Origin of the sequence: Streptomyces sp. cmx-18-6, assembly GCF_046548915.1 — a bacterium.
Lineage (GTDB): Bacteria > Actinomycetota > Actinomycetes > Streptomycetales > Streptomycetaceae > Streptomyces.
In genome coordinates this window covers 81,018-107,307 of sequence record NZ_JAEBEP010000004.1, presented here as the reverse complement: position 1 = coordinate 107,307, position 26,290 = coordinate 81,018, and the positions used below count along the sequence as shown (strand labels likewise).

Sequence of the window (26,290 nt, the reverse complement as noted above, 5' to 3'; positions counted from 1 at the left end):
CATGCTGAGCCTGGAAGCGGCCACCGTACGGTTCGGGAGGCGGACCGCGCTCGACGCCGTCGACCTGGAGGTCGCCGACCACCGGATCGTCTGCGTGCTCGGTCCCAGCGGCAGCGGCAAGTCCACCCTGCTGCGCGCCGTCGCCGGGCTTCAGCCGATGGACGGCGGCCGGGTGCTGCTGGCCGGCCAGGACCAGCGCGGCGTACCGGTCCACCGGCGCGGGCTCGGCCTGATGTTCCAGGACCACCAGCTCTTCCCGCACCGCGACGTCGGAGCCAATGTGGCCTTCGGGCTGCGGATGCACGGGGCCGGGCGCGCCGAGGCCGGGCGGAGAGTGGGGGAACTCCTCGACCTGGTCGGCCTCCCCGGCTCCGAACGCCGCGCGGTCGCCGCCCTCTCCGGCGGCGAACAGCAGCGCGTCGCCCTGGCCCGGGCCCTCGCCCCGCGCCCCAAGCTCCTGATGCTGGACGAACCGCTCGGCCAGCTCGACCGCAGCCTGCGCGAACGCCTGGTCGTCGAACTCCGGACACTGTTCCGCGAGTTGGGTACGACGGTGCTCGCCGTCACCCACGACCAGGGTGAGGCGTTCGCGCTCGCCGACCAGGTGGTGGTGATGCGGGACGGCCGGATCGCTCAGGAGGGCAGCCCGCTGGACGTGTGGCAGCGCCCCGCCTCCGCGTTCGTCGCCCGCTTCCTCGGCTTCGACAACGTGACCCCCGCGACCGTGACCGGCCGGGCCGCCGCCACCGCCTGGGGCAAGGTGCCGGTGCCCGAGGGCTCGCCCCAGGGCGACGTCGACCTGCTGGTGCGCCCGGCCGGGGTGCTCATCGGGGCTCCGGAGGACGGGCTGCGCTGCACCGTCGGCGTGCGCACGTTCCGGGGGAACCATGTGGCGGTGCGGCTGAGCCCCGAGAACGCGCCGGTGCTGGAGGCCGAGTGCCCGCTCCGGGACACCCCGGACGAGGGCGCGGTGGTGGGCGTCCGGTTCGACGCGGCGGAGACCGTGGTGCTGGCGGGGGAGTGATCGGCGGGGCCCGTCAGCACCTCAGGGGACGCGCGTTCCGGCCACCACCAGCCCCAGTTCGTACGCCAGGATCACCGCCTGGGCCCGGTCCCGCAGCCCCATCTTCGCGAAGAGCCGGTTGATGTGCGTCTTCACCGTGTGATCGGTGATGGTCAGCCGGACGGCGATGTCCGCGTTGGACAGCCCCTGCGCGATGAGGACGAGCACCTCCGCCTCGCGCGCCGTCAGCCCCTCGACGGAGCGGACCGGGGGCGCGCTGACCCGCTGCCGGGTGAACTCCGCGATCAGCCGCCCGGTGACCTCGGGCGCGAGCAGCGCGTGCCCGCCCGCCACCACCCGTACCGCGTTCAGCAGTTCGGGGAAGGTCGCGTCCTTGAGGAGGAAGCCGCTGGCTCCCGCCGTCAGGGCGTCGTACACGTACTCGTCCAGGCCGAACGTCGTCAGCATCAGCGCCTTCGTCGCCCCGCCCGACGCGGTGACGATTTCGCGGGCCGCGTCGATCCCGCCGAGCCGGGGCATCCGGATGTCCAACAGGGCGACGTCGGGCCGGAGCTCGGCCGCGACGCGGACCGCCTGCTCGCCGTCCTCCGCCTCGCCGACCACCTCGATGTCCTCCTGGGTGTCCAGCAGGCCGGCGAACGCCGTCCGTACGATCGCCTGGTCGTCGGCGACGATCACTCGGATCACCACGGGAGTTCCGCCTCCACGAGATAGCCCCCGGCCGGACTCCGGCCGGTGGTCAGCCGGCCGCCCAGCAGGGCGGCCCGTTCACGCATGCCCACCAGCCCGTGCCCCGGACGCCCGGCGGATTCCGTAGCGGGGGTCGCGGGCGGCCCCGGTCCGTCGTCACCGACCCGGACCCTCAGCAGCCCCGGCCGGTGGTCGATCTCCACGACCGCGTGCGCGCCCGGTGCGTGCCGGCGCACATTGGTCAGGGCCTCCTGCACGATCCGGTACGCCGACAGCTCCCACGACGCCGGCAGCGGCATCGCCTCCCCGCTGACCCGCAGTTCGGCCGAACCGTCCACCGTCCGGTGCTGGTCCAGGAGCTCGTCGAGCGCGGCCAGCGACGGCTGCGGGGCGGTGAGAACAGGTGCGTCGACACCCGTGCGCAGCACCCCGAGCAACCGGCGCAGCTCCGCCATCGAGGACCGTGCCGTGCCCGCGATCTCCTGGAACGCGTCCCTCGCCGGCGGCGAGAGATCCGGCGTCGTGTACGTGGCGCTCTCGGCCCGCACCGCGATCATCGACACCGAGTGCGCGATCATGTCGTGCAACTCCCGTGCGATCGCCGCCCGCTCCGCCTCCGCCGCCTGCCGCCGCTCCATCGCCAGCAGCCGGGACTGGGCCGCGGCCCGTGTGTGCCGGGCCTCCTCGCGCGCCCGTACCGCGTCACCCGCGCTCACCGCGCCCAGGATCGCCACCGTCAGCACCAGCGTCTCGGCGTACAGCCCGAGGCTGAACCGGTCGGCGCCCTGGAGCGCGGGAAGGCCGGGGGAGCCGTCGCGGGTCCAGCGGTCGATGTGGACCAGGTTGACCGTCAGCGCGGCGAGCGCCCCGGCCGGTACGAGCACCGCCGGATGCTGCACCCGGTGCCGCCCCACCGTGTAGCAGCCCATCAGCAGACCGGCCACCGTCGCGTACGCCATGTTGCCGTCGGTGCCGAAGCCGAGCAGCGCCGCGCCGACGCTCAGCAGCCCGACAGCGGGGTGGGCGGTGCGCAGCGTCAACGAGGCCGTGCACAGCAGCACCGCGAAGGCCGTGATCGCCGAACTTGGTACGAGAAGCAGCTCCACGACGGCGAAGAGCGTCAACGCGCCCCCGGTCAGCACGGCGTACGCGGGCGCCGACGTCAAGCGCAGCAACCGCCGCCGCAGGTTCCCTTCCGGTGGCGGGGCTTCGACGGCGGGCGCTGCCGTTTCGCCGCTCTCCCCGATGGTGCGTGTCATACGACGATTCTTCAACGCCGCCCGGGGCGTGCGCATCGGAGCACGGGGGGAATTCACGGGCCCCTGTCATGCCACGGGTTGAGCCGGAGGACCGGACGGTGGTGTGACGACCCGTGAACGGGCCGTTCCTAGCCTCGGATCCATGGCGACGACTGCTCCCTCCACCCTCCCTGACCAGCGACGACAGGACCGCTTCGCGCTGCCCGGCGGCCCCGGTTGGTGGGCGTCCTGCGCGGCGGCGTCGCTGGCCCTGGCCGCCCTCACCTCTCTCGGCCCGCACCGCGTCTGGGGCGTCGCCGGCGCACTGGGTTACGCGGCGGCCGCCGTACTCGCCGCACGCGGTCGCTCCGCCCGGACCGTGGGCGCGGTCGCCGTCACCGGCGCGGTCGCGCTGCCGCTCGCGGTGCTCCTGGCCCTGGACCGGGCGCAGTTGGAGGTGGAGGTGGTGGCCCGGTCGGCCACGCTCCTGCTGGCGGACGGAACGCCGTACGCCGCGCACCCGCTGATACCCGGGGACTTCACCCCGTACCTGCCCGGCATGGCGGTCTTCGGCCTCCCGGAGGCGGTGGCCGGTGCCCATCCGCTCACCGATCCCCGGCTGTGGATGGGCGCGGCCTTCCTCACCGCGTTCGCGTACGCCCTTCCGGCGGGAGCACGGCGCGACCCGCTGCTGTGGATCGCCGCCTGTCCGTTGGTCGCGCTACCGCTCGCGGTCGGCGGGGTGGACCTGCCGGTGGTGGGCCTGATGTGCCTCGGGCTGGCGGAGGCGGGCCGGGGGAGGGCCGGGCGCGCCGGGCTCTGGACCGGGCTCGCGGCGGCGCTCAAGTGGACCGCGTGGCCGGCGCTGCCGGTGGTGCTGGCACTGTCGGCCTCGGCACGGGCGGGCCGTGGTGCTTCGCGCTGCGCGCTCGTCACCGTCGCCACCGCCGTAGCGCTCGTCCTGCCCGCCGCCCTGCGCGACCCCGGAGCCTTCTACGCCCACGTCGTCGCCTTCCCCCTCGGCCTGACCGACGCGGTGTCCTCCGCCGCCAGCCCGCTCCCCGGCCACCTCCTCGCCACCCATGTCCCCGGCGGCCGGACCCTGGCCCTGCTCCTGCTCGGGGCGAGCGCCCTGCTGGTGGCCCTCTCGCTGCTCGTACGCCCTCCGGCCACGGCCCCGGACGCCGCGCTGCGGCTCGCGCTCGGGCTGCTCCTGGCCATCGCGTTCCTGCCGGCGACCCGGTTCGGGTACCTGGTGTTCCCGCTGGTCCTCGCGGTATGGGCGGCGGTGGATCGGCAGGGGCCCGTTCACCCGTTCGTGCGTCTCCGCGTGCGAAAGAAGGCGTCGCGATGACTGTCCGGCACGGCCCCGCCCCGTACGCGTACCAAAGGAAGGCAACGCGATGAACCGCCGCCGCACCCTCGTCGTCACCAACGACTTCCCGCCGCGCCAGGGCGGCATCGAGACCTTCGTCCACGCCATGACCGGACGGTTCCCCGCCGATTCCGTCGTCGTGTACACCTCCGCCGAACCGGGGGCGGCCGCCCATGACGCCCATCTGCCGTACCCGGTGATCCGCGACCCCGCCCGGATGCTGCTGCCGACCCCGCGCGTCGCCGCCCGCGCCGTGGAGCTCGCCCGCCGCCACGGCTGCGACAGTGTGTGGTTCGGGGCCGCCGCACCGCTCGGGCTGATGGCCGGGAGGCTGCGGCGGGAGACCGGGGTGCGGCGGGCCGTCGCCACCACGCACGGGCACGAGCTGTGGTGGGCCCGCACCCCGGGCAGCCGGGCGCTGCTCCGGCTGATCGGGGCCCGTACCGACGCGGTGACCTACCTCGGGGCCGCCACCCGGGCCCCCATCGCCGCCGCACTCGGCCCGGCCGCCGCCCGCCGGATGGTGCGCCTCGCGCCGGGGGTGGACGCCGACGCGTTCCGGGTGCGGGCCGAGGGGAGCCGCGTGCGCGAGCGGTACGGGCTCGGCGCGCGGCCGGTGATCCTCTGCGCGGCGCGGCTCGTCCCCCGCAAGGGCCAGGACACCCTGATCCGCGCCCTCCCCGCCGTACGGCGCGCGGTGCCCGACGCCGTACTCCTGCTGACCGGCGACGGACCGTACGCCCCCGCCCTGCGCCGGCTCGCCGCGGACACCGGGGTCGCGGACGGCGTGACCTTCGCCGGTGGGCAGCCGCACGCCGGGATGCCCGGCCATTACGCCGCCGCCGACGTCTTCGCCATGCCCTGCCGGACCCGTAGGCGCGGCCTGGAGGTGGAGGGGCTGGGGATCGTCTTCCTGGAGGCGGCTGCGGCCGGGCTGCCCGTCCTGGCCGGTGACTCGGGCGGCGCTCCGGAGGCCGTACGGGACGGGGAGACGGGGCACGTGGTGGACGGGCGGGACGTCGGCGCGGTCGCGGACCGGCTCGTCGGGCTGCTGCGGGACCGCGAGGCCGCCGCCGCGATGGGGGAGAAGGGGCGGGCCTGGGTCCGCGAGGCGTGGGGGTGGGACAGCGCGTACGCCACCCTGGAGGGGCTGCTCCGCCCCTGACCCGCGCGGCAGGACCGGGCGCGCGGCAGGACCGGGCGGCAGGGCTGGCGGCGGTACAGGATGCAGGACGGGTGGCAGGACAGGACAGGGTCGGGTGCGCCGGGCAAGCTGGAGACGGCCCCCCCCGGCCCCCCCTGGCCCCCCGGACCCCCGGATTCCGGTCCAGGCCACAGCCCCCGGGCTCCGGGCCCCCAGACCGCGACCACGAGACGAGGACCGCGACCATGAACGGTGGCACCCGCCAGGGCATCGACCTCACCCGCGTACTCCCCGCCCCGCAGCAGCGGGTCTTCGCGGCCTGGACGTCACCGGAGGACTTCGCGGCCTGGTACGGCGGCGAGGCCGACGTCCCGCTGGACCGGGTCTCAATGGATGTCCGCCCCGGCGGCGCGTGGAGCCTGGTCATCGTGATGCCGGGTGTCGAGATGCCGTTCCACGGGGTGTACCGCGAGGTGAGCGAGCCGGACGGCCTGGTCCTCACGCTGAAGGACGGCTCCGCGCCCGGGACTCCTGAGGACACCGAGGCCGCGGAGGGCGAGATCATCACCGTGACCTTCACCGATCTCGGCGACGGGACCACCGAGCTCGCCTTCCAGCAGCGCGGCGGCAACCTCACCCCCGCCCAGTACGCGGCGGCGGAGGACGGCTGGGAGGCATTCCTCGACGCCCTCGTCGCCCGGCTCGCCACCCACCCCTGAGCCGCCCCGGCCCCGCGTCCCGCGCCGGGGCCCCGCGTCCCGCGCCCGGGGCCCGCGACCCGCGCTGGCGCCCAGCGCCCGGGGCCCGCGACCCAAGCCCTGACCTTCCGGCCCCAGACCTTCCGGCCCCGCGCCCCCGGCCCCGGGACGTCCTCAGCGAGTCACGGAGTCAGCGGCAGCGCCGCCAGCTCCGCGATCAGCCAGGTCAGCGGGGCGAACACGGCCAGCAGGGCGGCGGCCCGCAGCGCCGTCGCGGCCCGCAGCGCGGAGGCCGGCGCGCCCATCCGCAGCAGCGCCTGGGCCGTGTGCGCGCGGGCCTGCTTGGCCTCCAGGGCCGACGTGAGCAGCGTCGCCGTCGTGCAGCCGAGGACCAGCAGCGCACCGAGCGCGGTGAGCGGGCCCCAGGGGCGCTCACCGCCCCCGTACAGCGTCGACGCGGCGAGCGCCGCCGAGAGCACCGCGCAGACGATTCCGAGCGGGCGGCCGATCCGGTGCGCCTCGTCCATCAGGACCCGCCCGGCCAGCAGGCGTACGGCACCGGGGCGCACCGCCTGGAGCGCCCGCCCGCACAGATGGGCCAGCCCCGGTCCGGCCATGGCCAGGCCGATCGCGGTGAGGGTCCAGCCGGCCAGCACCGCCACCGGGGTCGCGTCGAACCGGCCCGGCAGCGGGAACGCGTGCCCCGTCGCCTCCCGCGACGCGTACGCCTCGATCGCCAGCCCGGCGGCCGTCAGCGCCACGCCCCACGGGAGCCCGGCCGGCGCGGGAGCGGGCTCGGGCAGCTCGTCGGAGCCGAAGGGGTCCCGTGCCGCGTCGGGCCGCGACCGCAGCGCCAGCGCGCTCGCGGTCGCCGACGCCACCGGTACGAGAGCGAGCAGCATCAGCGCGGCGGCCAGCGGCAACGGAGCGCCCGCGCCGAGGAACTCCGCCGCGCCGCCGTCGAACGGCATCCCGGTGAGGTCGCCGCGCAGATGGAGGAAGAAGAGCAGCGCGACCATCGAGCCGAGCGTGGTGGAGACGGCGGTCGAGACCGCGGCCAGCACGGAGAGCCGCACCGGGCCGAGGCCCACGGAGGAGAGGCCGGGACGGGGCCGGGTGCTCGGGTCCGTACGGGCCACCGCCACGGCGAACTGCACGGTGGCGGCCAGCGGGATCAGGCACCACAGCAGCCGCAGCACCGAACCGGCGGACGCGGGGTGCGCGGAGGCGTAGCCGAGGGCGGCCAGGAGCAGGAAGCCGACTCCGGCCGAAGCGGCGGCCACCAGCAGCCGCCGGACCAGGACGAGGGGATGCGTACCGCGGGCTAGACGGAGAGCGAGCACGCCGAGTGGCCCTCCGCATCCGGTGCCGCGGGCAGATCGACCGTGGCGACGCGGCGGCCGTCCAGCAGGGCGACGGCACGGTCGGCGAGCGCCGCGATCTCGGCGTCATGGGTGGCCAGGACGACCGTGATGTCGTGCGAGCGGGCGGCGGTGGTCAGGGTGCGCAGGAGCTGGGTGCGCTCGGCCCGGTGCAGCGTGGCGGTGGGCTCGTCGGCGAAGATCACGGTCGGCGCGGCGCACAGGGCCCGGGCGACGGAGATCCGCTGACGCTGCGCCTGGAGCAGGGCGTGCGGGCGCTTCTTGGCGAAGGCGGCGATGTCCAGGCGTTCCAGCCACTCCGTCGCGGCCTTCTTGGCGGCCCGGTGGGAGACCCCGCGCAGCAGCAGCGGCAGCGCCGTGTTCTCCCAGGAGGTCAGCTCCGGGACGAGCTGAGGGTCGGAGCCGATCCAGCCGAACCGTTCCCGCCGCAGCTGCTCGCGCAGCCGGGGGGCCATGGTGTGCACGGGCACGCTGTTGAACCAGACCTCGCCCTCCTCGGGCACCAGCCGCCCCGACAGGCAGTGCAGCAGGGTCGTCTTCCCGCTGCCGCGCGGACCGGTCACGGCCAGGATCTCGGCGTCGCGGACGCCCAGGGAGACACCGCCGAGACCGGGCGATCCGTTGTGGGAGTGGTGCAGGGAACGCGCCCAGATCACGTCGTTGTCGGGCGGGGCCACCATGGCGTACACCTCGGTTCGGATGAGTTTTCCCGTTCCCCCGTACGGGGGAACGAGGACGCGGCCGATCGGTCACTGGGCACCGTAGGGAGTCGGACCGGGGTGTGCGCACAACACGTGGCCCGGATGAGCCCCTTCCCACTCGAACGGGCGCATCCGGGCCGGGTGGACCGTATGAAATGACCCCTGGATGATGATCATCCAGGGGTCATGGCGAGGGTCGGAACCCTCAAAGCGCGAAGCTCACAGCCTGACGAAGCTCAGACGCCGCTGACGGCTCAGAGGCTGCTGACGGCTCAGAGGCCGCAGAGGCCCCTGACGGCTCAGAGGCCCCTGACGGATCAGAGCTTCGTCCACGCCTCCGTCAGCACCGCCCGCAGGATGCCCTCGATCTCGTCGAACGTCGACTGGTCCGAGATCAGCGGCGGTGCGAGCTGCACGACCGGGTCGCCGCGGTCGTCGGCCCGGCAGTAGAGGCCGTTGTCGTACAGCGCCTTGGAGAGGAAGCCGTACAGGACGCGCTCGGTCTCCTCGTCGGTGAAGGTCTCCTTGGTGGCCTTGTCCTTCACCAGCTCGATGCCGTAGAAGAAGCCGTTGCCGCGGACGTCGCCGACGATCGGCAGGTCGTGCAGCTTCTGCAGCGTGGTGAGGAAGGCGTTCTCGTTGTCCAGGACGTGCTGCGTGAGGTTCTCGCGCTCGAAGATGTCCAGGTTGGCGAGGCCGACCGCGGCGGAGACCGGGTGGCCGCCGAAGGTGTAGCCGTGCAGGAAGGTGTTGCCGCCCTCGTAGAACGGCTCGGCGATCCGGTCGGAGACGATGCACGCGCCGATCGGGGAGTAGCCGGAGGTCATGCCCTTCGCGCAGGTGATCATGTCCGGTACGTAGCCGAACTTGTCGCAGGCGAAGATCGTGCCGAGGCGGCCGAAGGCGCAGATGACCTCGTCGGAGACGAGCAGCACGTCGTACTTGTCGCAGATCTCGCGGACCCGCTGGAAGTAGCCGGGCGGCGGCGGGAAACAGCCGCCCGCGTTCTGCACGGGCTCCAGGAAGACCGCGGCGACGGTCTCGGGGCCCTCGAAGAGGATCTCCTGCTCGATCTGGTCGGCGGCCCAGCGGCCGAAGGCCACCGGGTCGTCGCCGAAGAGCGGGGCGCGGTAGATGTTGGTGTTCGGCACCTTGTGCGCGCCGGGGACCAGCGGCTCGAAGGGGGCCTTCAGGGCCGGGAGGCCGGTGATGGACAGGGCGCCCTGCGGGGTGCCGTGGTAGGCGACCGCACGCGAGATGACCTTGTACTTGGTCGGCTGGCCCTTGAGCTTGAAGTACTGCTTGGCCAGCTTCCAGGCGGTCTCGACGGCCTCGCCGCCACCGGTGGTGAAGAAGACCTTGTTGAGGTCGCCCGGGGCGTAGTCGGCGAGACGTTCGGCCAGCTCGACGGCCTTCGGGTGGGCGTAGGACCACACCGGGAAGAAGGCGAGCTCCTGGCCCTGCTTGTACGCCGTCTCGGCGAGCTCGTGACGACCGTGGCCGGCGTTGACCACGAACAGGCCGGAGAGGCCGTCCAGGTAGCGCTTGCCCTTGTCGTCGAAGATGTACGTTCCCTCGCCACGCACGATGGTGGGAACGGGCGCGTTCTCGTAGTCCGACATGCGGGTGAAGTGCATCCACAGGTGGTCGTACGCGGTTCGGCTGAGGTCCTTGCTCACGGCTATCGGGTTCCCCACATATAGGTCTGCTTCTTGAGCTTGAGGTAAACAAAGCTCTCGGTGGAGCGCACGCCGGGGAGAGTCCGGATGCGTTTGTTGATCATCTCCAGCAGGTGGTCGTCGTCCTCGCAGACGATCTCCACCATCAGGTCGAAGGAGCCCGCGGTCATCACCACGTACTCGCACTCGGCCATGGCCGACAGGGCCTCGGCCACCGGGTCGAGGTCGCCCTCGACGTTGATGCCGACCATCGCCTGGCGCCGGAATCCCACGGTGAGCGGGTCCGTGACGGCGACGATCTGCATCACGCCCTGGTCGAGCAGCTTCTGGACGCGCTGGCGCACAGCCGCTTCGGAGAGGCCCACGGCCTTGCCGATCGCGGCGTACGGACGGCGTCCGTCCTCCTGGAGCTGCTCGATGATTGCGAGGGAGACGGCATCGACCGCTGGCGGTGATCCGTTCCCGTTCCTGGAGTCTGCGCTGCGACTGGCCACACATCCACTCTGCACCGCTCCTCGTCTGTATCGCAACCCCAGATCGATGAAATTCGTTGTTTGAGTGCTCAGAACTGACTGAATCCGAAGTTGGGGGCGGGTGGCTATGTCGAAAGCGACACCGGAGCGATTAGGGTGGACATCTCACCCATCGGACAGCCGACAGGAGGGGTGGTTGTGACCACCGAGGTGCGCCGTCTGCGCAACTACATCAACGGAGAGTTCCGGGACGCCGCGGACGGGCGGACCATCGATGTGGTCAGCCCGGTGACGGAAGAGGTCTACGCGACCTCCCCGCTCTCCGGCCAGGCCGACGTCGATGCCGCCATGGAGGCCGCCGCCGCGGCGTTCCCCGCCTGGCGCGACACCACGCCCGCCGAGCGCCAGAAGGCCCTGCTGAAGATCGCGGACGCCTTCGAGGAGCGGGCCGAGGACCTGATCGCCGCCGAGTCGGAGAACACCGGCAAGCCGATCGGGCTCACCCGCAGCGAAGAGATCCCGCCGATGGTGGACCAGATCCGCTTCTTCGCGGGGGCCGCCCGGCTCCTGGAGGGCCGCTCGGCCGGCGAGTACATGGAGGGCCTGACCTCCATCGTCCGCCGCGAGCCCGTGGGCGTATGCGCCCAGGTCGCGCCGTGGAACTACCCGATGATGATGGCCGTGTGGAAGTTCGCCCCGGCCCTCGCCGCGGGCAACACGGTCGTCATCAAGCCGTCCGACACCACCCCGGCGTCGACCGTGCTGATGGCCGAGATCATGGGCCAGATCCTGCCCAAGGGCGTCTTCAACGTCCTGTGCGGCGACCGGGACACCGGCCGCGCCATGGTCGAGCACCCGACCCCGGCGATGGCCTCCATCACCGGTTCGGTCCGGGCCGGCATCCAGGTCGCCGAGTCCGCCGCCAAGGACGTCAAGCGCGTCCACCTGGAGCTCGGCGGCAAGGCGCCCGTCGTGGTGTTCGAGGACGCCGACATCGCCAAGACCGTCTCCGGCATCTCGGAGGCGGGCTTCTTCAACGCGGGCCAGGACTGTACGGCCGCGACCCGCGTCCTGGTCCACGAGTCCATCCACGACGACTTCGTCGCCGCGCTCGCCAAGGCCGCCGCCGACACGAAGACCGGTCAGCCGGACGACGAGGACGTGGCGTACGGGCCGCTCAACAACGTCAACCAGCTGAATCAGGTCAGCGGCTTCATCGAGCGCCTGCCCGCCCACGCCAAGGTCGAGGCGGGCGGCCACCGGGTCGGCGACAAGGGCTACTTCTACGCCCCGACCGTCGTCTCCGGCCTCAAGCAGGACGACGAGATCATCCAGAACGAGGTCTTCGGACCCGTCATCACCGTCCAGTCGTTCACCGACGAGAAGCAGGCCGTCGAGTACGCCAACGGCGTCGACTACGCGCTCGCCTCCTCGGTGTGGACGACGAACCACTCCCGCGCCATGCGCATGTCCAAGAACCTCGACTTCGGCTGCGTGTGGATCAACACCCACATCCCGCTGGTCGCGGAGATGCCGCACGGCGGGTTCAAGAAGTCCGGCTACGGCAAGGACCTCTCGGCGTACGGCTTCGAGGACTACACCCGCGTCAAGCACGTCATGACGTCCATCGAGGACTGACCGCGTCGCACGTGCCGCGTCGCACGTAGCACGTGCCACGTCGCGCGTCCCACGTAGCACGTCCCACGTAGCGCGTGCCACGTCGCGCGTCCCACGTCGCACGGATACGGCCCCGGGCTCCGCGCCCGGGGCCGTATCCGTACCGCCCGCTGTACAACCTGTGCGGGGCGGCCCCGTCCCGCTGGACGCTTGGCCCATTGTCCGCCGCCGTGACCGACCGGCATCCTGCGCGGGTGCGAGCGATCCCGAACCACCCCATGTCCCGCCGTTCCCTGCTGCGCGTCCTCGGGGCGGGGGCGGCCGGGGCCGCCCTGGCCGGCTGCGGGGTGCCCGCCGCCTTCGTCGAGCCGGGGGACCGGGCCGGACGCGACAGCTCCGAGACCGATCACCGTCTGCACTTCGCCAACTGGCCGCTCTACATCGACACCGACGACGAGAACACCTCCGAGCGGCCCACCCTGGACGCCTTCACGGAGCGGACCGGCATCTCCGTCACGTACACCGAGGAGATCAACGACAACGACGAGTTCTTCGGGAAGATCAGCCCCGCCCTGATGAACCACCAGCAGACCGGCCGGGACCTCATCGTCATCAGCGACTGGATGGCCGCCCGCTTCGTCCGGCTCGGCTGGGTCCAGGAGATGGACCGGGCCAAGCAGCCCAACGTGGCCAAGTACCTGGACCCGCAGCTGCGTTCCCCCGCCTTCGACGAGGGGCGGCTCCACAGCGTCCCCTGGCAGTCCGGGATCACCGGCATCGCGTACAACCGCGAGAAGCTCGGCCGCGAGATCCGGTCCACGGGCGACCTGTGGGCGGACGACCTGCGGGGCAAGGTGACGCTGCTGTCCGGGCTCGACGAGTCGTTCGCGCTGCTGATGCAGGGCGACGGCGTCGACATCACCCGCTGGAGCGCCGACGACTTCCACACGATGTGCGAGCACGTCGAGAAGCGGGTCCGCTCCCGGCACATCCGCCGCTTCACCGGCAACGACTACATCAAGGACCTCTCCACCGGCGACGTGCTGGCCTGCCAGGCGTACTCCGGCGATGTCATCCAGCTCCAGGCCGACAACCCGGACATCGAGTTCGTCGTGCCCGAGGAGGGCGCCGAACTGTGGGCGGAGTCCCTGATGATCCCCAACCTCGCCCGCCACAAGCGCAACGCGGAGCGGCTGGTCGACCACTACTACGACCCCGAGATCGCCGCGGAACTCGCGACCTGGGTCAACTACGTCTGCCCGGTGCCCGCCGCCCGCGACGTCCTGGCCTCCTCGAAGGACGAGGAGACCGCCGCGCTCGCCGAGGACCCGCTGATCTTCCCCGACGACGCGATGCGCGCGCGGCTGGCCATCGCGCGCGACATCACCTCCGAGGAGCGGATGGACTTCGCCAAGAGGTGGAACACCATCGTCGGCCTGTGATCCCGTCCGTCGGCCTGTGAACCCGTCACAGGGGCTCGACGCCGCCAACCGCGACCGGCCCGCGCAGCCGTGCCGACAGTCCCGCGAAGCGCGTCAGGGCTTCCGGGCCACCGCGCCGAACTGGGCGACCTCCGGCTCCCGCGGGTTCGTACGCCAGCGGGAGCAGGAGACGATCCCCGGCTCCAGGATCTCCAGACCGTCCAGGAACGACGCGAACTCCTCCCGGCTGCGGGCGGTGATCGGCGGGGTGGCGTTCTCGTTCCAGAAGCGCATCGCCGCGTCGTTGCCCTCGCCGCCCAGCTCCAGCGTCGGATGGGTCAGGACCAGATGGCTGCCCGGGGGCACGGCCGCCATGAGCGTCCGCACGATGGACCGCGCCTCGTCCGTGTCCAGCACGAAGTTCAGGATGCCGAGCATCATCACCGCGACCGGCCGGCCCAGGTCCAGCGTGGGTTCGGCGGCCCGCAGGATCTGCTCCGGGCGGTGCGCGTCCGCGTCGATGTACTCGGTCGCGCCCTCCAGCGAACCGGTCAGCAGCGCACGGGCGTGGGCCAGCACGATCGGATCGTTGTCCACATAGACGACGCGCGCGTGCGGCGCGGTGTGCTGGGCGATCTCGTGGGTGTTGTTCCCGGTCGGCAGCCCGGTGCCGATGTCGAGGAACTGGTCGATGCCCGCGTCGCCGGCCAAATGCCGCACCACCCGCCCGAGGAACGCCCGGTCCGCGCGCGCCACTTCACCGATGCTCGGGTACATCCCGGTGACCTGGTCGCCCACCGCCCGGTCCACCGGGTAGTTGTCCTCGCCGCCCAGCCAGTAGTTCCACACACGGGCGTTGTGCGCGACGTCGGAACGTATCCGCGCGGGGGCCGCCTGCGGTCGGGGGTCCATCACATCTGCTCCTCGGTGCCCAGGGGCCCGCCGCCCCGGGGCGGCGGCGGGCGGTGCGGGGCGCCCCATCATGCCGGACCGGTCAAGAGCCCCCGCGTGCGGGTGAGTTGGCGAGCAGGTGGTGGAGCGCGTCGATCCGGTTGGTGGTGATCGAGTCGACGCCGCGCCCGATCAGCCGGCGCATCGTGCGCTTCGTGTCGGCCGTCCAGGCGGAAACCAGCAGTCCGTCCCGGTGCACCCGGTCCGTCAGCTCCCGGCTCACCAGACCGAAGCGGTAGTTGAGCCAGCGCGGCTTCAGGGCGTCCAGCAGGACCGGGCGCGGCGGGGCCAGCGTCGTCCAGGTCAGCGCGATCTCGGCCGCCGGGTCCTCGGCGCGCACCCGCAGCATCGCCCCCGCGTTCGCGCAGTAGTACGCCCGCTCGCCCGCCCCGCACTCCAGGACCGTGCCGACGATCTTCTTCACCGACGCGTCCGTGGAGCCCGGCAGATCCACCATCACCCGGTGCTCCCCGGCGGCGGCCAGCGCCTCGCGCAGGGTCGGCACCCCGCCGCCGGTCAGCTCCAGCACCTCCCGGTGGGTCAGCCGGTCGAGGCGCCGGTCATGGCCCCACAGCCGCTCCAGCGTCGCGTCGTGCAGCAGGACGGGCACCCCGTCGCGGGTCACGCGGACGTCGATCTCGACGGCGTCCGCCCCCCGGTCGAGGGCGGAGCGGATCGAGGGCAGCGTGTTCTCCCGGGCGCGGTACGGGTCGCCGCGATGTCCCACGGCGGTGACGGCGGCGGTGAAGGGGGTGAGGGTGTCGGCCATGGGGCCATTGTGACGACCGGCGTCAGCGGGCGGGCCCCCGGAGCCAGTTCGCCGTGTACGTGTCGATCTCCTCGGCCAGCGCGCGCTTGCCGGCCGCGTCGAGGAAGGACGCCTCCACCGCGTTCTTCGCGAGGCCGGCGATGCCCTGCTCGTCGAGCTCCAGCAGCCGGGCGGCCACCGCGTACTCGTTGTTCAGGTCGGTGCCGAACATGGGCGGGTCGTCGCTGTTGACGGTGACCAGCACGCCCGCCCGCACCATCTCCCGGATCGGGTGCAGCTCGATGTCGGTGACCGCGCGGGTGACGATGTTCGACGTGGGGCAGACCTCCAGGGCGATACGGTGCTCGGCCAGGTGCTCCAGCAGCTTCGGGTCCTGGACGGAGCTGGTGCCGTGGCCGATGCGCTCGGCGCGCAGCGCGGTGAGCGCGTCCCAGATGGTCTGCGGCCCCGTGGTCTCCCCGGCGTGCGGGACCGAGTGCAGCCCCTCGGCGATGGCCCGGTCGAAGTAGGGCTTGAACTGCGGGCGCTCCACCCCGATCTCCGGTCCGCCGAGGCCGAAGGAGACGAGCCCCTCCGGCCGCCGCTCCACCGCGAGCCGGGCGGTCTCCTCGGCGGCCTGGAGCCCGGCCTCGCCCGGGATGTCGAAGCACCAGCGCAGGATGACGCCCAACTCCGACTCGGCGGACTTGCGGGCGTCCTCGATGGCCTCCATGAAGGCCACCTCGGGGATCCCGCGCCGGGTCGAGCTGAACGGGGTCACGGTCAGCTCCGCGTACCGGATGTTCTGCCGGGCCATGTCCCGCGCCACCTCGAACGTCAACAGCCGGACGTCCTCGGCGGTGCGGATCAGGTCCACCACCGAGAGGTAGATCTCGATGAAGTGCGCGAAGTCGGTGAAGGTGAAGTAGTCGGCCAGCGCGTCCGGGTCGGTGGGGACCTTGGAATCCGGGTGGCGGGCGGCCAGTTCGGCGACGATCCGGGGCGAGGCGGACCCGACGTGGTGGACGTGGAGCTCGGCCTTGGGCAGCCCGGCGATGAAGGGATGCGGATCGGTCATCGGAAATCTCCCGGTTCGGCGTGACGTGGGCCGGGCGTACCGGCCGCACCGATCATCGTAGGCGGGGTCCGGGGCCGATCGGCCGGGCCGTAGCATGACGGGACCACGATGGGGGAGGCCCATGTCAGACAACACAGAGCAGCCTGGGGGCGGGGCCGCGCCGCGCGATCCGTGGGCACCGCCGGACAGCAGGGTGGAGCTGGGCAAGCCGGGCGCGAGCACGCCGCCGCCCGCGGTCCACGACCAGCCGACCGTGACGTCGATGCCGTCCGCGGGGGACGGCACCGGGCCGATACCGGCGCCCGGCGGATTCGGTCCGCCGCCCTCGGCCGTACCACCGCCGCCGACAGGCCCTCAGAGCTCCGCCTACGCGGCACCGCCGCCGGCCGCCGGGAGCTACGGCTACCCCGCGCCCCCGGTGCAGCCGTACGGCGGCTATCCGGGGTACGACGCCTACGGCCAGCAGCCGTGGGGGCCCGCGCCCGCGAACGGCCTCGGCACCGCCGCGATGGTGCTCGGCATCGTCTCGGTGGTCGTCTTCTGCCTGTACGGGCTGGGCATCATTCTCGGCATCCTCGCGCTGGTCTTCGGCCTCATCGGGTTGGGCCGGGCCAAGCGGGGCGAGGCCACCAACCGGGGCATGGCGGTGGCCGGCATCGTCCTGGGCTCGGTCGGCATGGTGATCGCGGCCGCGTTCCTCGGCGCCGTCATCTGGGCCATCGCCAATGACAAGTCGGACTACGACGACTCCTACGACGACCCGTTCTCCACATCGCTGGTCGTCGAGGACCGCAGGTAGGTCTCCGGGCCCGCCGCAGGGCCTGTCCGGCAGCCCCACCGGCAGCCGGACGCACCGCATCCGCCGCCGGGCCGGCAGGGGGCCACCCCCGCCGACCCGGGCGGAGGCGCGCCTCCTGCCCTACCCGGGGTCTCAAGGCTCGGTGCCACCCGGGGCCTCAAGGCCCGGTGCCGCGACCGGCGGACTCCAGGCCCCTCGGGCGGCCCCGGTCTCAAGGCCCTCGCCCCGCCCCAGGTCACAAGGCCCGCCGGCCCGCCCGGGCCCCAGCCCCCCAACCCAGCCCCCAGCCCGCCCGGCGACGCCAGGCCCCCCGGCCCGAAAGCCGCCGCCGCGCCCCGGCCTTCCAGCCGCCCCCCGCCCGCCGTCTAAACGGCCCCCACCCGCAGCCGCTCCCGCGCCTCCATCAGCGCGAAGCCCAGCAGGTTCAGCCCCTGCCACTCCCGCGGCCGCTCCACCCGCTCGTCGTCCGCCGCGAGGCCGATGCCCCAGATCCGGTCCAGCGGGGACGCCTCCACCAGCACCCGGTCGCCCGTGCCCAGGAGATATCCGGCCAGCTCCGGGTCCTGCCCGAACTTGTGCGCGGAGCCCTCCACCACCAGCCCGAACCGCTCCCGTATCCACACGTCCTCGTCGAAGCCGCGCACCAGCCGCCCCGCCTTCTTCGCCGCCGCCGGGCTACTCGCCGCGACCGCCGCCCGCTCCGCCTCCGGATCGCCGAAGAGGCGGGCCTTGCCGGCCATCATCCAGTGCTCGGCGCTCGCGTACGTCACCCCGTCCACCGTGAACGGCGACGGCCACCACTGGCTCAGACAACTCGCGCCGATCCGCCCGTCCGGGCGCGGACGGTGGCCCCAGAACGGCAGATACTTCACCCGCTTGCCCTGCGCCACGTCCGCCAGAAGCTCATCGATCGGTCCCATGACATGTGAGTGTGGCATCCGCCACTGACACTCCGTACGGGGATTTCCGCACCGACACGACACATGGTCGACAGATTCCGTCGCGTAACCAAAAGGCAACAACGGAATCACTTGTTGGGCTTGAACCCCTCTGTCAGGATCGGCACTCAATTCACGAAGAAGCTACGCCGACCCCGCCCAGCGGGTACAGCGGCGGAGGAGAGCGTCATGAGCAACGGGTTCCAGGTTCAGGACCGCTTCGCGGAAGGTGCGCAGTACATCGGCGGCAAGCTGCTCCCGGGCACGTCCGGCCGCCACCACGACATCGTGAACCCCGCGACCGGCGAGAGCGTCCTGCGGTACGAGCTGGCCGGTACGGAGGACGTCGACGCGGCCGTCGCCGCCGCGCGGGCCGCCTTCCCCGGCTGGTCCGGGGCCACCCCCGGCGAGCGCTCCGACGCGCTGCACCGGTTCGCCGCCGTCCTCGCGGAGCAGGCCGACGACTTCGCGTACGCCGAGTCCCTCCAGTGCGGCAAGCCGATCAAGCTCTCCACCGAGTTCGACGTCCCCGGCACCGTCGACAACGCCGCCTTCTTCGCGGGCGCGGCCCGCCACCTGGAGGGCAAGGCCGCAGCCGAGTACGACGGCGACCACACCTCGTACGTACGGCGTGAGGCGATCGGCGTCGTCGGCTCCATCGCCCCCTGGAACTACCCCCTCCAGATGGCCGCCTGGAAGGTCCTCCCGGCCGTCGCCGCCGGCAACACCATCGTCCTCAAGCCCGCCGAGCTCACCCCGCTGACCTCGCTGATGTTCGCGCAGGCGGCCACCGAGGCGGGCATCCCGGACGGCGTGATCAACATCGTCACCGGCGCGGGCAAGGACGCCGGCGAGCACCTCGTCGGCCATCCCGACGTCGTGATGACCTCCTTCACCGGCTCCACCGCGGTCGGCAAGCGGGTCGCCGAGATCGCCACCGCCACCGTCAAGCGGCTCCATCTGGAGCTCGGCGGCAAGGCCCCCTTCGTGGTCTTCGACGACGCCGACCTGGAGGCCACCGTCCACGGCGCGGTCGCCGGCTCCCTCATCAACACCGGCCAGGACTGCACCGCCGCCACCCGCGCCTACGTACAGCGCCCCCTCTACGACGCCTTCGTCCGCGACGTCGCCGCCCTCATGGACACCGTCCGCCTCGGCTCACCCTTCGACGCCGCCACCGACCTCGGCCCCCTCATCAGCCACGCCCAGCGCGACCGCGTCGCCGCCTTCGTCGAGCGGGCCCGCGGCTACGCCCGGGTCGTCACCGGCGGCGAGGCCCCCGGCGGAGACCTCGCGGACGGCGCGTACTACCGCCCCACCCTCGTCGCGGACGCCGCCCAGGACAGCGAGATCGTCCAGTCGGAGATCTTCGGCCCGGTCCTGGTCGTCCTCCCCTTCGACACCGACGACGAGGGCATCGCGCTCGCCAACGACACCCCGTACGGACTGGCCGCCTCCGCCTGGACCCGCGACCTGTACCGCGCGAACCGCGCCACCCGCGAGATCCAGGCGGGCTGTGTGTGGGTGAACGACCACATCCCGATCCTCTCCGAGATGCCGCACGGCGGATACAAGGCCAGCGGCTTCGGCAAGGACATGTCGGCGTACTCCTTCGAGGAGTACACGCAGGTCAAGCACGTCATGTACGACAACACCGCGGTCGCCCGCAAGGACTGGCACCGCACGATCTTCGGGGACCGATAGCAGCTGCCGCGCGACCGGGGCCCTTCGTGTGGACCGGGCCCCTGAGCCCGGCACCATCCAGACGAGAGGCCCCAGCGGCCTCCCACCCGAAAGGGCACACAGCGTATGGAGAGTTACGAGCCCGAGCGCCTCTCGGCCGCCCAGCTGGCGGCCATGAGGCGGTCCCTGACCAACGGCCGGGGAGCCCTCACCCGCCGCTCCCTGCTGCGCGCGTCCGGCATGGGCGCCCTCGCGCTGGGCGGGATAGCCACCCTCGGCGCCTGCGGCATCCCGCCCGCCGGACGCGCCGAGGGAGCAGCCGCCGCCGACGACCACTCGGAGAAGGAGAAGGAAGTCACCTTCTCCAACTGGACCGAGTACATGGACGTCAGCGACGACGAGAAGAGCCGGCCCACCCTTCAGGCGTTCACGAAGCGCACCGGGATCAGGGTCAAGTACACCGAGGACATCAACGACAACGTCGAGTTCTTCGGGAAGATCAAACCGCAGCTCGCCGCCGGCCAGAACACCGGACGCGACCTCATCTGCGTCACCGACTGGCTGGCCGCCCGCATCATCCGGCTCGGCTGGGCGCAGAAGCTCGACCCCTCGAACCTCCCGCACGCCTTCGCCAATGTCTCCGCCCAGTTCCGCACCCCCGACTGGGACCCCGGCCGCGCCTACTCCTATCCCTGGACCGGCATCCCCACGGTCATCGCGTACAACACGAAGGCGACCGGCGGCCGCAAGGTCGACTCCATCACTCAGTTGCTCGACGACCCGAAGCTCAAGGGCCGCGTGTCCTTCCTCTCCGAGATGCGCGACACCGTCGGGATGACCCTGCTCGACCAGGGCAAGGACCCGGGGAAGTTCACCGACGCCGACTTCGACGGTGCGATCGGACGGCTCCAGAAGGCCGTCGACAAGAAGCAGATCCGCCGCTTCACCGGCAACGACTACACCGCCGACCTCAGCAAGGGCGACATCGCCGCCTGCGTCGGCTGGGCCGGGGACGTCATCCAGCTCCAGGCCGACAACCCGGACATCGAGTACGCCATCCCGGCCGCCGGTTACATCATCTCCAGCGACAGTCTCCTGGTCCCCGCCCAGGCCCGGCACAAGACCAACGCCGAGAAGCTCATCGACTACTACTACGAGCCCCCGGTCGCCGCCCAGCTCGCCGCGTACATCAACTACGTCTGCCCGGTCGACGGCGTACGCGAGGAACTGGCCAAGATCGACGAGTCGATGGCCTCCAACACCCTGATCCTCCCCGACAAGGAGATGGCGGCGAAGTCGCGCGCCTTCCGCTCGCTGAGCACGGAGGAAGAGACGGCGTACGAAGAGAAGTTCGCCAGACTCATCGGCGCCTGATCAGGCAGCCCGCCAGGCATCCCACCGGCGCCCCGACCGGTGACGCCGCCACCTGAACTTCCCCGAACTCCCCCCGAACACACTGGGACTGCGACCCATGACACAGCAGCAGCAGACCGCGGGCGGCGATGTCCGCCTCGCCGGGATCAGCAAGACCTACGGCTCCTTCACCGCCGTACAGCCCCTCGACCTGACCGTCCCCCAGGGCTCCTTCTTCGCCCTGCTCGGCGCGTCCGGCTGCGGCAAGACCACCACCCTGCGGATGATCGCCGGGCTGGAGGAGGCCACCACCGGCACGGTCTTCCTCGGCGGCAAGGACATCACCGACCTGCCCCCGTACAAGCGGCCCGTCAACACCGTCTTCCAGAGCTATGCGCTCTTCCCACACCTTGACATCACCGAGAACGTCGCCTTCGGGCTGCGCCGGCGCGGCATCAAGTCGGTGAAGAAGCAGGTCGACGACATGCTGGAGCTCGTCCAGCTCGGCGACTTCGCCCGCCGCAAACCCCACCAGCTCTCCGGCGGCCAGCAGCAGCGCGTCGCCGTCGCCCGCGCGCTCATCAACCACCCGCAGGTCCTGCTGCTCGACGAACCGCTCGGCGCCCTCGACCTCAAGCTCCGCCGCCAGATGCAGCTGGAGCTCAAGCGCATCCAGACCGAGGTCGGCATCACCTTCGTGCACGTCACCCACGACCAGGAGGAGGCCATGACCATGGCCGACACCGTCGCGGTGATGAACGGGGGCCGCGTCGAACAGCTCGGCGCCCCCGCCGACCTCTACGAGAACCCGCGCACCACCTTCGTCGCCAACTTCCTCGGCACCTCCAACCTCATCGAGGGCGAGATCGTCTCCACCGGAAACAACGCCGGCGGTGATCTCGTGGTGGCCGCGGGCGGCGGCAAGCTCACCCTGCCCCGCGAGCGATGTTCGGCCCCCGCCACCAGCGGCGGCCGCCTCCTCCTCGGCATCCGGCCGGAGAAGATATCCCTGGCCCCCGCCGACGACGCGGGCGACATCGCCGCAGGCCGCAACCGCGTCACCGGCCGCATCACCGACTCCAGCTTCATCGGCGTCTCCACCCAGTACGTGGTCGAGAGCCCGGCCGGGACCGCCCTCCAGGTCTACGAGCAGAACATCGAAAGGGACACGCGCCTCGTCCCCGGCGCCGAGGTCGTCCTCCACTGGAACCCCGCCCACACCTTCGGCCTCGACGCCGCCCAGGACATCGACGCGGGCGCGACGAGCGTGGAGGACGCGGAGTGAGCCTCACCGAAGCGCCGCCCGCGCCCCCTTCGCAGCCCGGGGGGCCGAAGGAGCTCAAGCTCCGCAAGCCCTCCACCCGCAAACGGCTCATCCCGTACTGGCTGCTGCTCCCCGGCATCCTGTGGCTGCTCGTCTTCTTCGCGCTGCCGCTCGTCTACCAGGCATCCACCTCCGTACAGACCGGCTCCCTGGAGCAGGGCTTCGAGGTCACCTGGCACTTCCAGACCTACGCGGACGCGCTGCGCGACTACTATCCGCAGTTCATCCGGTCCCTGCTGTACGCGGGCACCGCCACGATCCTGTGCCTGCTGCTGGGCTATCCGCTCGCCTACCTCATCGCCTTCAAGGCGGGCCGCTGGCGCAACCTGGTGCTGGTGCTGGTCATCGCCCCGTTCTTCACCAGCTTCCTCATCCGTACGCTGGCGTGGAAAACGATCCTCGCGGACGGCGGCGCGGTCGTGGACGTCCTCAACACCCTGCACGTCCTGGACGTCACCAGCTGGCTCGGCTGGACCGAGTCCAACCGGGTGCTGGCCACCCCGATGGCCGTCGTCTGCGGTCTGACGTACAACTTCCTGCCGTTCATGATCCTGCCGCTCTACACCTCGCTGGAGCGGATCGACGGCCGGCTGCACGAGGCGGCGGGCGACCTCTACGCCACCCCCGCCACCACCTTCCGCAAGGTGACGTTCCCGCTCTCCATGCCCGGCGTCGTCTCGGGCACCCTGCTGACCTTCATCCCGGCCAGCGGCGACTACGTCAACGCCGAACTGCTCGGCTCCACCGACACCAAGATGGTCGGCAGCGTCATCCAGAGCCAGTTCCTGCGGGTCCTGGACTATCCGACGGCCGCCGCGCTCTCGTTCATCCTCATGGCGATCGTCCTGCTGATGGTCACCTTCTACATCCGCCGCTCCGGGACGGAGGACCTGGTCTGATGCCCGTACTGCGCTGGATACGCCGCAACCTGATCGTCATCGCGGGTCTGCTGACCCTCGCGTACATGATCCTGCCGAACATCGTCGTGATGGTGTTCTCGTTCAACAAGCCCAACGGGCGCTTCAACTACGAGTGGCAGCGGTTCTCGCTGGACGCCTGGAAGGACCCCTGCGGCGTCGCCGACCTCTGCGGATCCCTTTCGCTCTCGCTCCAGATCGCCTTCTGGGCGACGCTGGGGGCGACCGCGCTCGGCACGATGGTCGCCTTCGCGCTGGTCCGCTACCGCTTCCGGGCGCGCGGCGCGATCAGCTCGCTGATCTTCCTGCCGATGGCGATGCCCGAGGTCGTCATGGCCGCCTCCCTGCTGACGCTCTTCCTGAACATGGGCGCCCAGCTCGGCTTCTGGACCGTGCTGATCGCGCACATCATGTTCTGCCTCAGCTTCGTGGTGACGGCCGTCAAGGCGCGCGTCATGTCGATGGACCCGAGACTGGAGGAAGCGGCCCGCGATCTCTACGCGGGGCCCGTGCAGACCTTCCTACGGGTGACCCTTCCGATCGCCGCACCGGGAATCGCGGCGGGAGCGATGCTCGCCTTCGCGCTTTCGTTCGATGATTTCATCATCACGAATTTCAACGCGGGCTCCACCGTCACCTTCCCCATGTTCGTCTGGGGTTCGGCACAGCGCGGCACGCCCGTCCAGATCAACGTCATCGGCACCGCCATGTTCATCATTGCGGTATCGGTGGTTCTCGTCGGCCAGGTCATAGCGAGCCGGCGAAAGAACAACGCACGACCCTGAAATTCCTGAAGGAGTTGGAAACCATGGCCCCAGCTGCCATGAGTATCGCCGCCCGATCACTCTCCGGTGCCAAGCCGGTCTCCTACTGGCTCGACGACCCGGCCAGGCCCGCCGCCCTCCCCGCCCTCACCGGCGACGAGCACACCGACCTCCTGGTCGTCGGCGGCGGCTACAGCGGACTGTGGACCGCGCTCATCGCCAAGGAGCGCGACCCCGACCGGGACGTCGTCCTCATCGAGGGGCACGAGGTGGGCTGGGCCGCCTCGGGCCGCAACGGCGGCTTCTGCGCCGCCTCCCTCACCCACGGCCTGGCCAACGGTGTGGAGCGGTGGCCGGACGAGATCGCGAAGCTGGAGGAGCTGGGGGAGCGGAACCTCGACGCCATCGAGGCCGCCGTCGCCCGCTACGGCATCGACTGCGCGTTCGAGCGGACCGGCGAGATCGACGTCGCCACCGAGCCCCACCAGCTCGAAGAGCTGCGGGAATGGCACCAGGAGATCCAGCGGCTCGGCATCACCGGCGTGGACTTCCTGGACCGCGACGCCCTGCGCGCCGAGGTCGACTCGCCCACCTTCCTCGGCGGCCTCTGGGACCGGCGCGGGGTCGCGATGCTGAACCCGGCCAAGCTCGCCTGGGGCCTGAAGCGGGCCTGCGAGGAACTGGGCGTGCGGATCTACGAGCACACCCGGGGCCTCGACCTGGTCCGCTCCGGCCCGGGGATGGCGGTGCGCACACCGTACGGGAGGGTCTTCGCCCGCCGGGTCGCGCTCGGCACCAACATCTTCCCGTCGCTCGTCAAGCGGGTCCGCCCGTACACCGTGCCGGTCTACGACTACGCGCTGATGACCGAACCGCTCACCCCCGATCAGCTGGAATCCATCGGCTGGAAGGGGCGCCAGGGGCTGGGCGACAGCGCCAACCAGTTCCATTACTTCCGGCTCTCCGCGGACAACCGGATCCTGTGGGGCGGATACGACGCGATCTATCCGTACGGGGGAAAGCTCAGCGCCGATCTGGACCAGCGGCCGGAGACTTTCCTCAAGCTCGCGGAGCAGTTCTTCGACTGTTTCCCGCAGCTTTCCGGACTGCGTTTCTCGCACGCCTGGGGCGGTGCGATCGACACCTGTTCCCGCTTCACGGCGTTTTTCGGAACGGCCCATCAGGGGCGGGTCGCGTACGCCGCCGGATATACGGGTCTCGGCGTCGGCTCGACGCGTTTCGGAGCCGATGTGATGCTCGATCTGCTCGCCGGTGAGGAGACCGAGCGGACCCGTCTGGAGATGGTCCGCTCCAAGCCGATGCCGTTCCCGCCGGAGCCGTTCGCCTGGGCCGGGATCGAGATCACCAAGCGGTCCCTCGCCCGCGCCGACGCCAACGGCGGACACCGCAATCTGTGGCTGAAAACCATGGACAAGCTGGGGCTGGGCTTCGACAGCTGACCCGGCCGCCCGGCCACCGGGCGACGAGACGACCCGACGGCCCGGTGGCCCGGTGGCCCGGTGGCCCGACGGCCCGGCGGCCCGGCGGCCCGACGGCCCGGCGGCCCGACGACCCGGCGGCCCGACGACCCGGCGGCCCGGCCACCGGGTCGTCGGCTGCTGTGACCCACCTCACTGCCAACAAGTAGCCCCAACCCGCGTCATAGTTCGGACCCGACGCTCTCTCCCCCCGTGTACGCACCGGCAGGACCCTGCCGGTGCCCACGTCAACGGGAGGGCAGGTCATGACTGGCTCGGAGACCAGGGCCGCGGTCGAGTGGCTCACATCGGTGGCACCGGATCCGGGCGCCTGCCGGTGGGAGTGGGAGCGCAATCCGCAGGGGATCGCGCTCCTTCCCGCCGGCAAGCGCTGGGACGTGCTGATCCTGCCGGGGGGGCTGGGATATCCGACGCTCGACGTGCTCACCCGTCTCATCGACCGGCCGGGGCCGGTGCTCGCCGACTTCGGCGAGTCCCGTATGGGCTTCTTCGTCCCGCCGGGCACCGCGGCCCGCTGGGTCGGCACCGGCATCCGGGGGGCGGGCCCCGGCACCTGGATCGTCGTTCCCCACCCGGGGCGGGCGGCCGGGGGAGTGCGGTGGCTGATCCCGCCGGACGGTTCGGGGACCCTCACGGACGCGGGGCTGCTGGAGCTGGCGATGCACGAGGCGGCCGGAGCCGCGGCCCAGGACGGCCGCGAAGGGGGATGAGCCGCTGCGGCCCAGGACGCGGACGGCCGTGAAGGGGGTGGGCCCGCTGTCGCCTCGGACGAGCGCGAAGGCGGGTGCGGGTGC

Annotated in this window: 24 protein-coding genes; 14 read left to right on the top strand and 10 right to left on the bottom strand. The window is 71.8% G+C overall.

What is annotated here, in order from left to right; all coding sequences use genetic code 11:
- Window position 1: 1 nt before the first annotated feature.
- On the top strand, window positions 2-1,024 hold the full coding sequence (locus ACLJPL_RS11160) for an ABC transporter ATP-binding protein (protein WP_411080623.1): 1,023 nt from the start codon (window positions 2-4) through the stop codon (window positions 1,022-1,024).
- Between the two features lie 21 nt (window positions 1,025-1,045).
- Here the strand turns inward: ACLJPL_RS11160 and ACLJPL_RS11155 are convergent, their stop codons facing one another.
- Both ACLJPL_RS11155 and ACLJPL_RS11150 read right to left on the bottom strand, forming a co-directional pair.
- Complete coding sequence (locus ACLJPL_RS11155) at window positions 1,046-1,714, bottom strand: response regulator (RefSeq protein WP_411080622.1); 669 nt, start codon at window positions 1,712-1,714, stop codon at window positions 1,046-1,048.
- Window positions 1,708-2,973 carry a sensor histidine kinase gene (locus tag ACLJPL_RS11150; RefSeq protein WP_411080621.1) on the bottom strand — a complete coding sequence of 422 codons (1,266 nt, stop codon included), beginning with the start codon at window positions 2,971-2,973 and terminating at the stop codon, window positions 1,708-1,710. The genes ACLJPL_RS11155 and ACLJPL_RS11150 overlap by 7 nt, the downstream gene beginning before the upstream one ends.
- Before the next feature lie 142 nt (window positions 2,974-3,115).
- Here ACLJPL_RS11150 and ACLJPL_RS11145 point away from each other — a divergent pair, with 142 nt between their 5' ends.
- The 3 genes from ACLJPL_RS11145 to ACLJPL_RS11135 all read left to right on the top strand — a co-directional run bounded on the left by ACLJPL_RS11145 (window position 3,116) and on the right by ACLJPL_RS11135 (window position 6,190).
- On the top strand, window positions 3,116-4,306 hold the full coding sequence (locus ACLJPL_RS11145; RefSeq protein WP_411080620.1) for a glycosyltransferase 87 family protein: 1,191 nt from the start codon (window positions 3,116-3,118) through the stop codon (window positions 4,304-4,306).
- A 49-nt stretch (window positions 4,307-4,355) separates the two neighbouring features.
- Window positions 4,356-5,492: a glycosyltransferase family 4 protein gene (locus tag ACLJPL_RS11140; RefSeq protein ID WP_411080619.1), complete on the top strand. Its 1,137-nt coding sequence runs from the start codon at window positions 4,356-4,358 to the stop codon at window positions 5,490-5,492.
- 224 nt (window positions 5,493-5,716) lie between these two features.
- Complete coding sequence (locus ACLJPL_RS11135; protein WP_411080618.1) at window positions 5,717-6,190, top strand: SRPBCC family protein; 474 nt, start codon at window positions 5,717-5,719, stop codon at window positions 6,188-6,190.
- Between the two features lie 161 nt (window positions 6,191-6,351).
- On the opposite strand, the gene ACLJPL_RS11130 is transcribed toward ACLJPL_RS11135, so the two are convergent.
- The 4 genes from ACLJPL_RS11130 to ACLJPL_RS11115 all read right to left on the bottom strand — a co-directional run bounded on the left by ACLJPL_RS11130 (window position 6,352) and on the right by ACLJPL_RS11115 (window position 10,425).
- Window positions 6,352-7,512 (bottom strand): hypothetical protein, encoded by a 1,161-nt coding sequence (locus tag ACLJPL_RS11130; protein WP_411080617.1) that lies wholly within the window; start codon window positions 7,510-7,512, stop codon window positions 6,352-6,354.
- Window positions 7,494-8,231, bottom strand: a complete 738-nt coding sequence (locus ACLJPL_RS11125; RefSeq protein ID WP_411080616.1) for an ABC transporter ATP-binding protein — start codon at window positions 8,229-8,231, stop codon at window positions 7,494-7,496. Before ACLJPL_RS11125 ends, ACLJPL_RS11130 begins: the two co-directional genes overlap by 19 nt.
- Window positions 8,232-8,569: 338 nt before the next feature.
- Window positions 8,570-9,949: an aspartate aminotransferase family protein gene (locus ACLJPL_RS11120; protein ID WP_411080615.1), complete on the bottom strand. Its 1,380-nt coding sequence runs from the start codon at window positions 9,947-9,949 to the stop codon at window positions 8,570-8,572.
- Window positions 9,934-10,425 carry an Lrp/AsnC family transcriptional regulator gene (locus ACLJPL_RS11115; RefSeq protein WP_411080614.1) on the bottom strand — a complete coding sequence of 164 codons (492 nt, stop codon included), beginning with the start codon at window positions 10,423-10,425 and terminating at the stop codon, window positions 9,934-9,936. Before ACLJPL_RS11115 ends, ACLJPL_RS11120 begins: the two co-directional genes overlap by 16 nt.
- 177 nt (window positions 10,426-10,602) lie before the next feature.
- Here ACLJPL_RS11115 and ACLJPL_RS11110 point away from each other — a divergent pair, with 177 nt between their 5' ends.
- Window positions 10,603-12,042, top strand: coding sequence for a gamma-aminobutyraldehyde dehydrogenase (locus tag ACLJPL_RS11110; protein WP_411080613.1), 1,440 nt, complete (start codon window positions 10,603-10,605; stop codon window positions 12,040-12,042).
- 257 nt (window positions 12,043-12,299) lie between these two features.
- Window positions 12,300-13,463 carry a spermidine/putrescine ABC transporter substrate-binding protein gene (locus ACLJPL_RS11105; protein ID WP_411080971.1) on the top strand — a complete coding sequence of 388 codons (1,164 nt, stop codon included), beginning with the start codon at window positions 12,300-12,302 and terminating at the stop codon, window positions 13,461-13,463.
- 93 nt (window positions 13,464-13,556) lie between these two features.
- Here the strand turns inward: ACLJPL_RS11105 and ACLJPL_RS11100 are convergent, their stop codons facing one another.
- The 3 genes from ACLJPL_RS11100 to ACLJPL_RS11090 form a co-directional block, all read right to left on the bottom strand.
- Window positions 13,557-14,354, bottom strand: coding sequence for an SAM-dependent methyltransferase (locus tag ACLJPL_RS11100; RefSeq protein WP_411080612.1), 798 nt, complete (start codon window positions 14,352-14,354; stop codon window positions 13,557-13,559).
- A gap of 82 nt (window positions 14,355-14,436) precedes the next feature.
- The gene (locus tag ACLJPL_RS11095; protein WP_411080611.1) at window positions 14,437-15,162 is read right to left on the bottom strand and encodes a glycerophosphodiester phosphodiesterase; all 726 of its coding nucleotides are present in this window, start codon (window positions 15,160-15,162) and stop codon (window positions 14,437-14,439) included.
- Between the two features lie 22 nt (window positions 15,163-15,184).
- Window positions 15,185-16,219: an adenosine deaminase gene (locus ACLJPL_RS11090; RefSeq protein WP_411080610.1), complete on the bottom strand. Its 1,035-nt coding sequence runs from the start codon at window positions 16,217-16,219 to the stop codon at window positions 15,185-15,187.
- A gap of 121 nt (window positions 16,220-16,340) precedes the next feature.
- Here ACLJPL_RS11090 and ACLJPL_RS11085 point away from each other — a divergent pair, with 121 nt between their 5' ends.
- Window positions 16,341-17,018, top strand: a complete 678-nt coding sequence (locus tag ACLJPL_RS11085; RefSeq protein ID WP_411080609.1) for a DUF4190 domain-containing protein — start codon at window positions 16,341-16,343, stop codon at window positions 17,016-17,018.
- Between the two features lie 365 nt (window positions 17,019-17,383).
- On the opposite strand, the gene ACLJPL_RS11080 is transcribed toward ACLJPL_RS11085, so the two are convergent.
- Window positions 17,384-17,938: an NADAR family protein gene (locus ACLJPL_RS11080; RefSeq protein WP_411080608.1), complete on the bottom strand. Its 555-nt coding sequence runs from the start codon at window positions 17,936-17,938 to the stop codon at window positions 17,384-17,386.
- Between the two features lie 207 nt (window positions 17,939-18,145).
- On the opposite strand from ACLJPL_RS11080, the gene ACLJPL_RS11075 reads away from it, so the two are divergent.
- The 7 genes from ACLJPL_RS11075 to ACLJPL_RS11045 all read left to right on the top strand — a co-directional run bounded on the left by ACLJPL_RS11075 (window position 18,146) and on the right by ACLJPL_RS11045 (window position 26,206).
- Window positions 18,146-19,660, top strand: a complete 1,515-nt coding sequence (locus ACLJPL_RS11075; RefSeq protein ID WP_411080607.1) for a gamma-aminobutyraldehyde dehydrogenase — start codon at window positions 18,146-18,148, stop codon at window positions 19,658-19,660.
- Between the two features lie 105 nt (window positions 19,661-19,765).
- Window positions 19,766-21,013 carry an ABC transporter substrate-binding protein gene (locus ACLJPL_RS11070; protein WP_411080606.1) on the top strand — a complete coding sequence of 416 codons (1,248 nt, stop codon included), beginning with the start codon at window positions 19,766-19,768 and terminating at the stop codon, window positions 21,011-21,013.
- 97 nt (window positions 21,014-21,110) lie between these two features.
- Entirely contained in the window at window positions 21,111-22,277 is a 1,167-nt protein-coding gene (locus ACLJPL_RS11065) for an ABC transporter ATP-binding protein (protein ID WP_411080605.1), read from the top strand.
- Window positions 22,274-23,215, top strand: coding sequence for an ABC transporter permease (locus ACLJPL_RS11060; protein WP_411080604.1), 942 nt, complete (start codon window positions 22,274-22,276; stop codon window positions 23,213-23,215). Before ACLJPL_RS11065 ends, ACLJPL_RS11060 begins: the two co-directional genes overlap by 4 nt.
- Entirely contained in the window at window positions 23,215-24,018 is an 804-nt protein-coding gene (locus tag ACLJPL_RS11055; RefSeq protein ID WP_411080603.1) for an ABC transporter permease, read from the top strand. The genes ACLJPL_RS11060 and ACLJPL_RS11055 overlap by 1 nt, the downstream gene beginning before the upstream one ends.
- Before the next feature lie 23 nt (window positions 24,019-24,041).
- Complete coding sequence (locus ACLJPL_RS11050; protein WP_411080602.1) at window positions 24,042-25,457, top strand: NAD(P)/FAD-dependent oxidoreductase; 1,416 nt, start codon at window positions 24,042-24,044, stop codon at window positions 25,455-25,457.
- Window positions 25,458-25,741: 284 nt separating this feature from the next.
- Window positions 25,742-26,206, top strand: coding sequence for a hypothetical protein (locus ACLJPL_RS11045; RefSeq protein WP_411080601.1), 465 nt, complete (start codon window positions 25,742-25,744; stop codon window positions 26,204-26,206).
- Window positions 26,207-26,290: the final 84 nt, after the last annotated feature.

Bases quoted from the DNA above. Each gene is read 5' to 3' on its own strand.
- ACLJPL_RS11160 (WP_411080623.1), top strand. From the start codon at position 2: ATGCTGAGCCTGGAAGCGGCCACCGTACGGTTCGGGAGGCGGACCGCG.
- ACLJPL_RS11150 (WP_411080621.1), bottom strand. From the start codon at position 2,973: ATGACACGCACCATCGGGGAGAGCGGCGAAACGGCAGCGCCCGCCGTC.
- ACLJPL_RS11145 (WP_411080620.1), top strand. From the start codon at position 3,116: ATGGCGACGACTGCTCCCTCCACCCTCCCTGACCAGCGACGACAGGAC.
- ACLJPL_RS11140 (WP_411080619.1), top strand. From the start codon at position 4,356: ATGAACCGCCGCCGCACCCTCGTCGTCACCAACGACTTCCCGCCGCGC.
- ACLJPL_RS11135 (WP_411080618.1), top strand. From the start codon at position 5,717: ATGAACGGTGGCACCCGCCAGGGCATCGACCTCACCCGCGTACTCCCC.
- ACLJPL_RS11125 (WP_411080616.1), bottom strand. From the start codon at position 8,231: ATGGTGGCCCCGCCCGACAACGACGTGATCTGGGCGCGTTCCCTGCAC.
- ACLJPL_RS11105 (WP_411080971.1), top strand. From the start codon at position 12,300: ATGTCCCGCCGTTCCCTGCTGCGCGTCCTCGGGGCGGGGGCGGCCGGG.
- ACLJPL_RS11100 (WP_411080612.1), bottom strand. From the start codon at position 14,354: ATGGACCCCCGACCGCAGGCGGCCCCCGCGCGGATACGTTCCGACGTC.
- ACLJPL_RS11095 (WP_411080611.1), bottom strand. From the start codon at position 15,162: ATGGCCGACACCCTCACCCCCTTCACCGCCGCCGTCACCGCCGTGGGA.
- ACLJPL_RS11090 (WP_411080610.1), bottom strand. From the start codon at position 16,219: ATGACCGATCCGCATCCCTTCATCGCCGGGCTGCCCAAGGCCGAGCTC.
- ACLJPL_RS11085 (WP_411080609.1), top strand. From the start codon at position 16,341: ATGTCAGACAACACAGAGCAGCCTGGGGGCGGGGCCGCGCCGCGCGAT.
- ACLJPL_RS11080 (WP_411080608.1), bottom strand. From the start codon at position 17,938: ATGGGACCGATCGATGAGCTTCTGGCGGACGTGGCGCAGGGCAAGCGG.
- ACLJPL_RS11075 (WP_411080607.1), top strand. From the start codon at position 18,146: ATGAGCAACGGGTTCCAGGTTCAGGACCGCTTCGCGGAAGGTGCGCAG.
- ACLJPL_RS11070 (WP_411080606.1), top strand. From the start codon at position 19,766: ATGGAGAGTTACGAGCCCGAGCGCCTCTCGGCCGCCCAGCTGGCGGCC.
- ACLJPL_RS11065 (WP_411080605.1), top strand. From the start codon at position 21,111: ATGACACAGCAGCAGCAGACCGCGGGCGGCGATGTCCGCCTCGCCGGG.
- ACLJPL_RS11055 (WP_411080603.1), top strand. From the start codon at position 23,215: ATGCCCGTACTGCGCTGGATACGCCGCAACCTGATCGTCATCGCGGGT.
- ACLJPL_RS11050 (WP_411080602.1), top strand. From the start codon at position 24,042: ATGGCCCCAGCTGCCATGAGTATCGCCGCCCGATCACTCTCCGGTGCC.
- ACLJPL_RS11045 (WP_411080601.1), top strand. From the start codon at position 25,742: ATGACTGGCTCGGAGACCAGGGCCGCGGTCGAGTGGCTCACATCGGTG.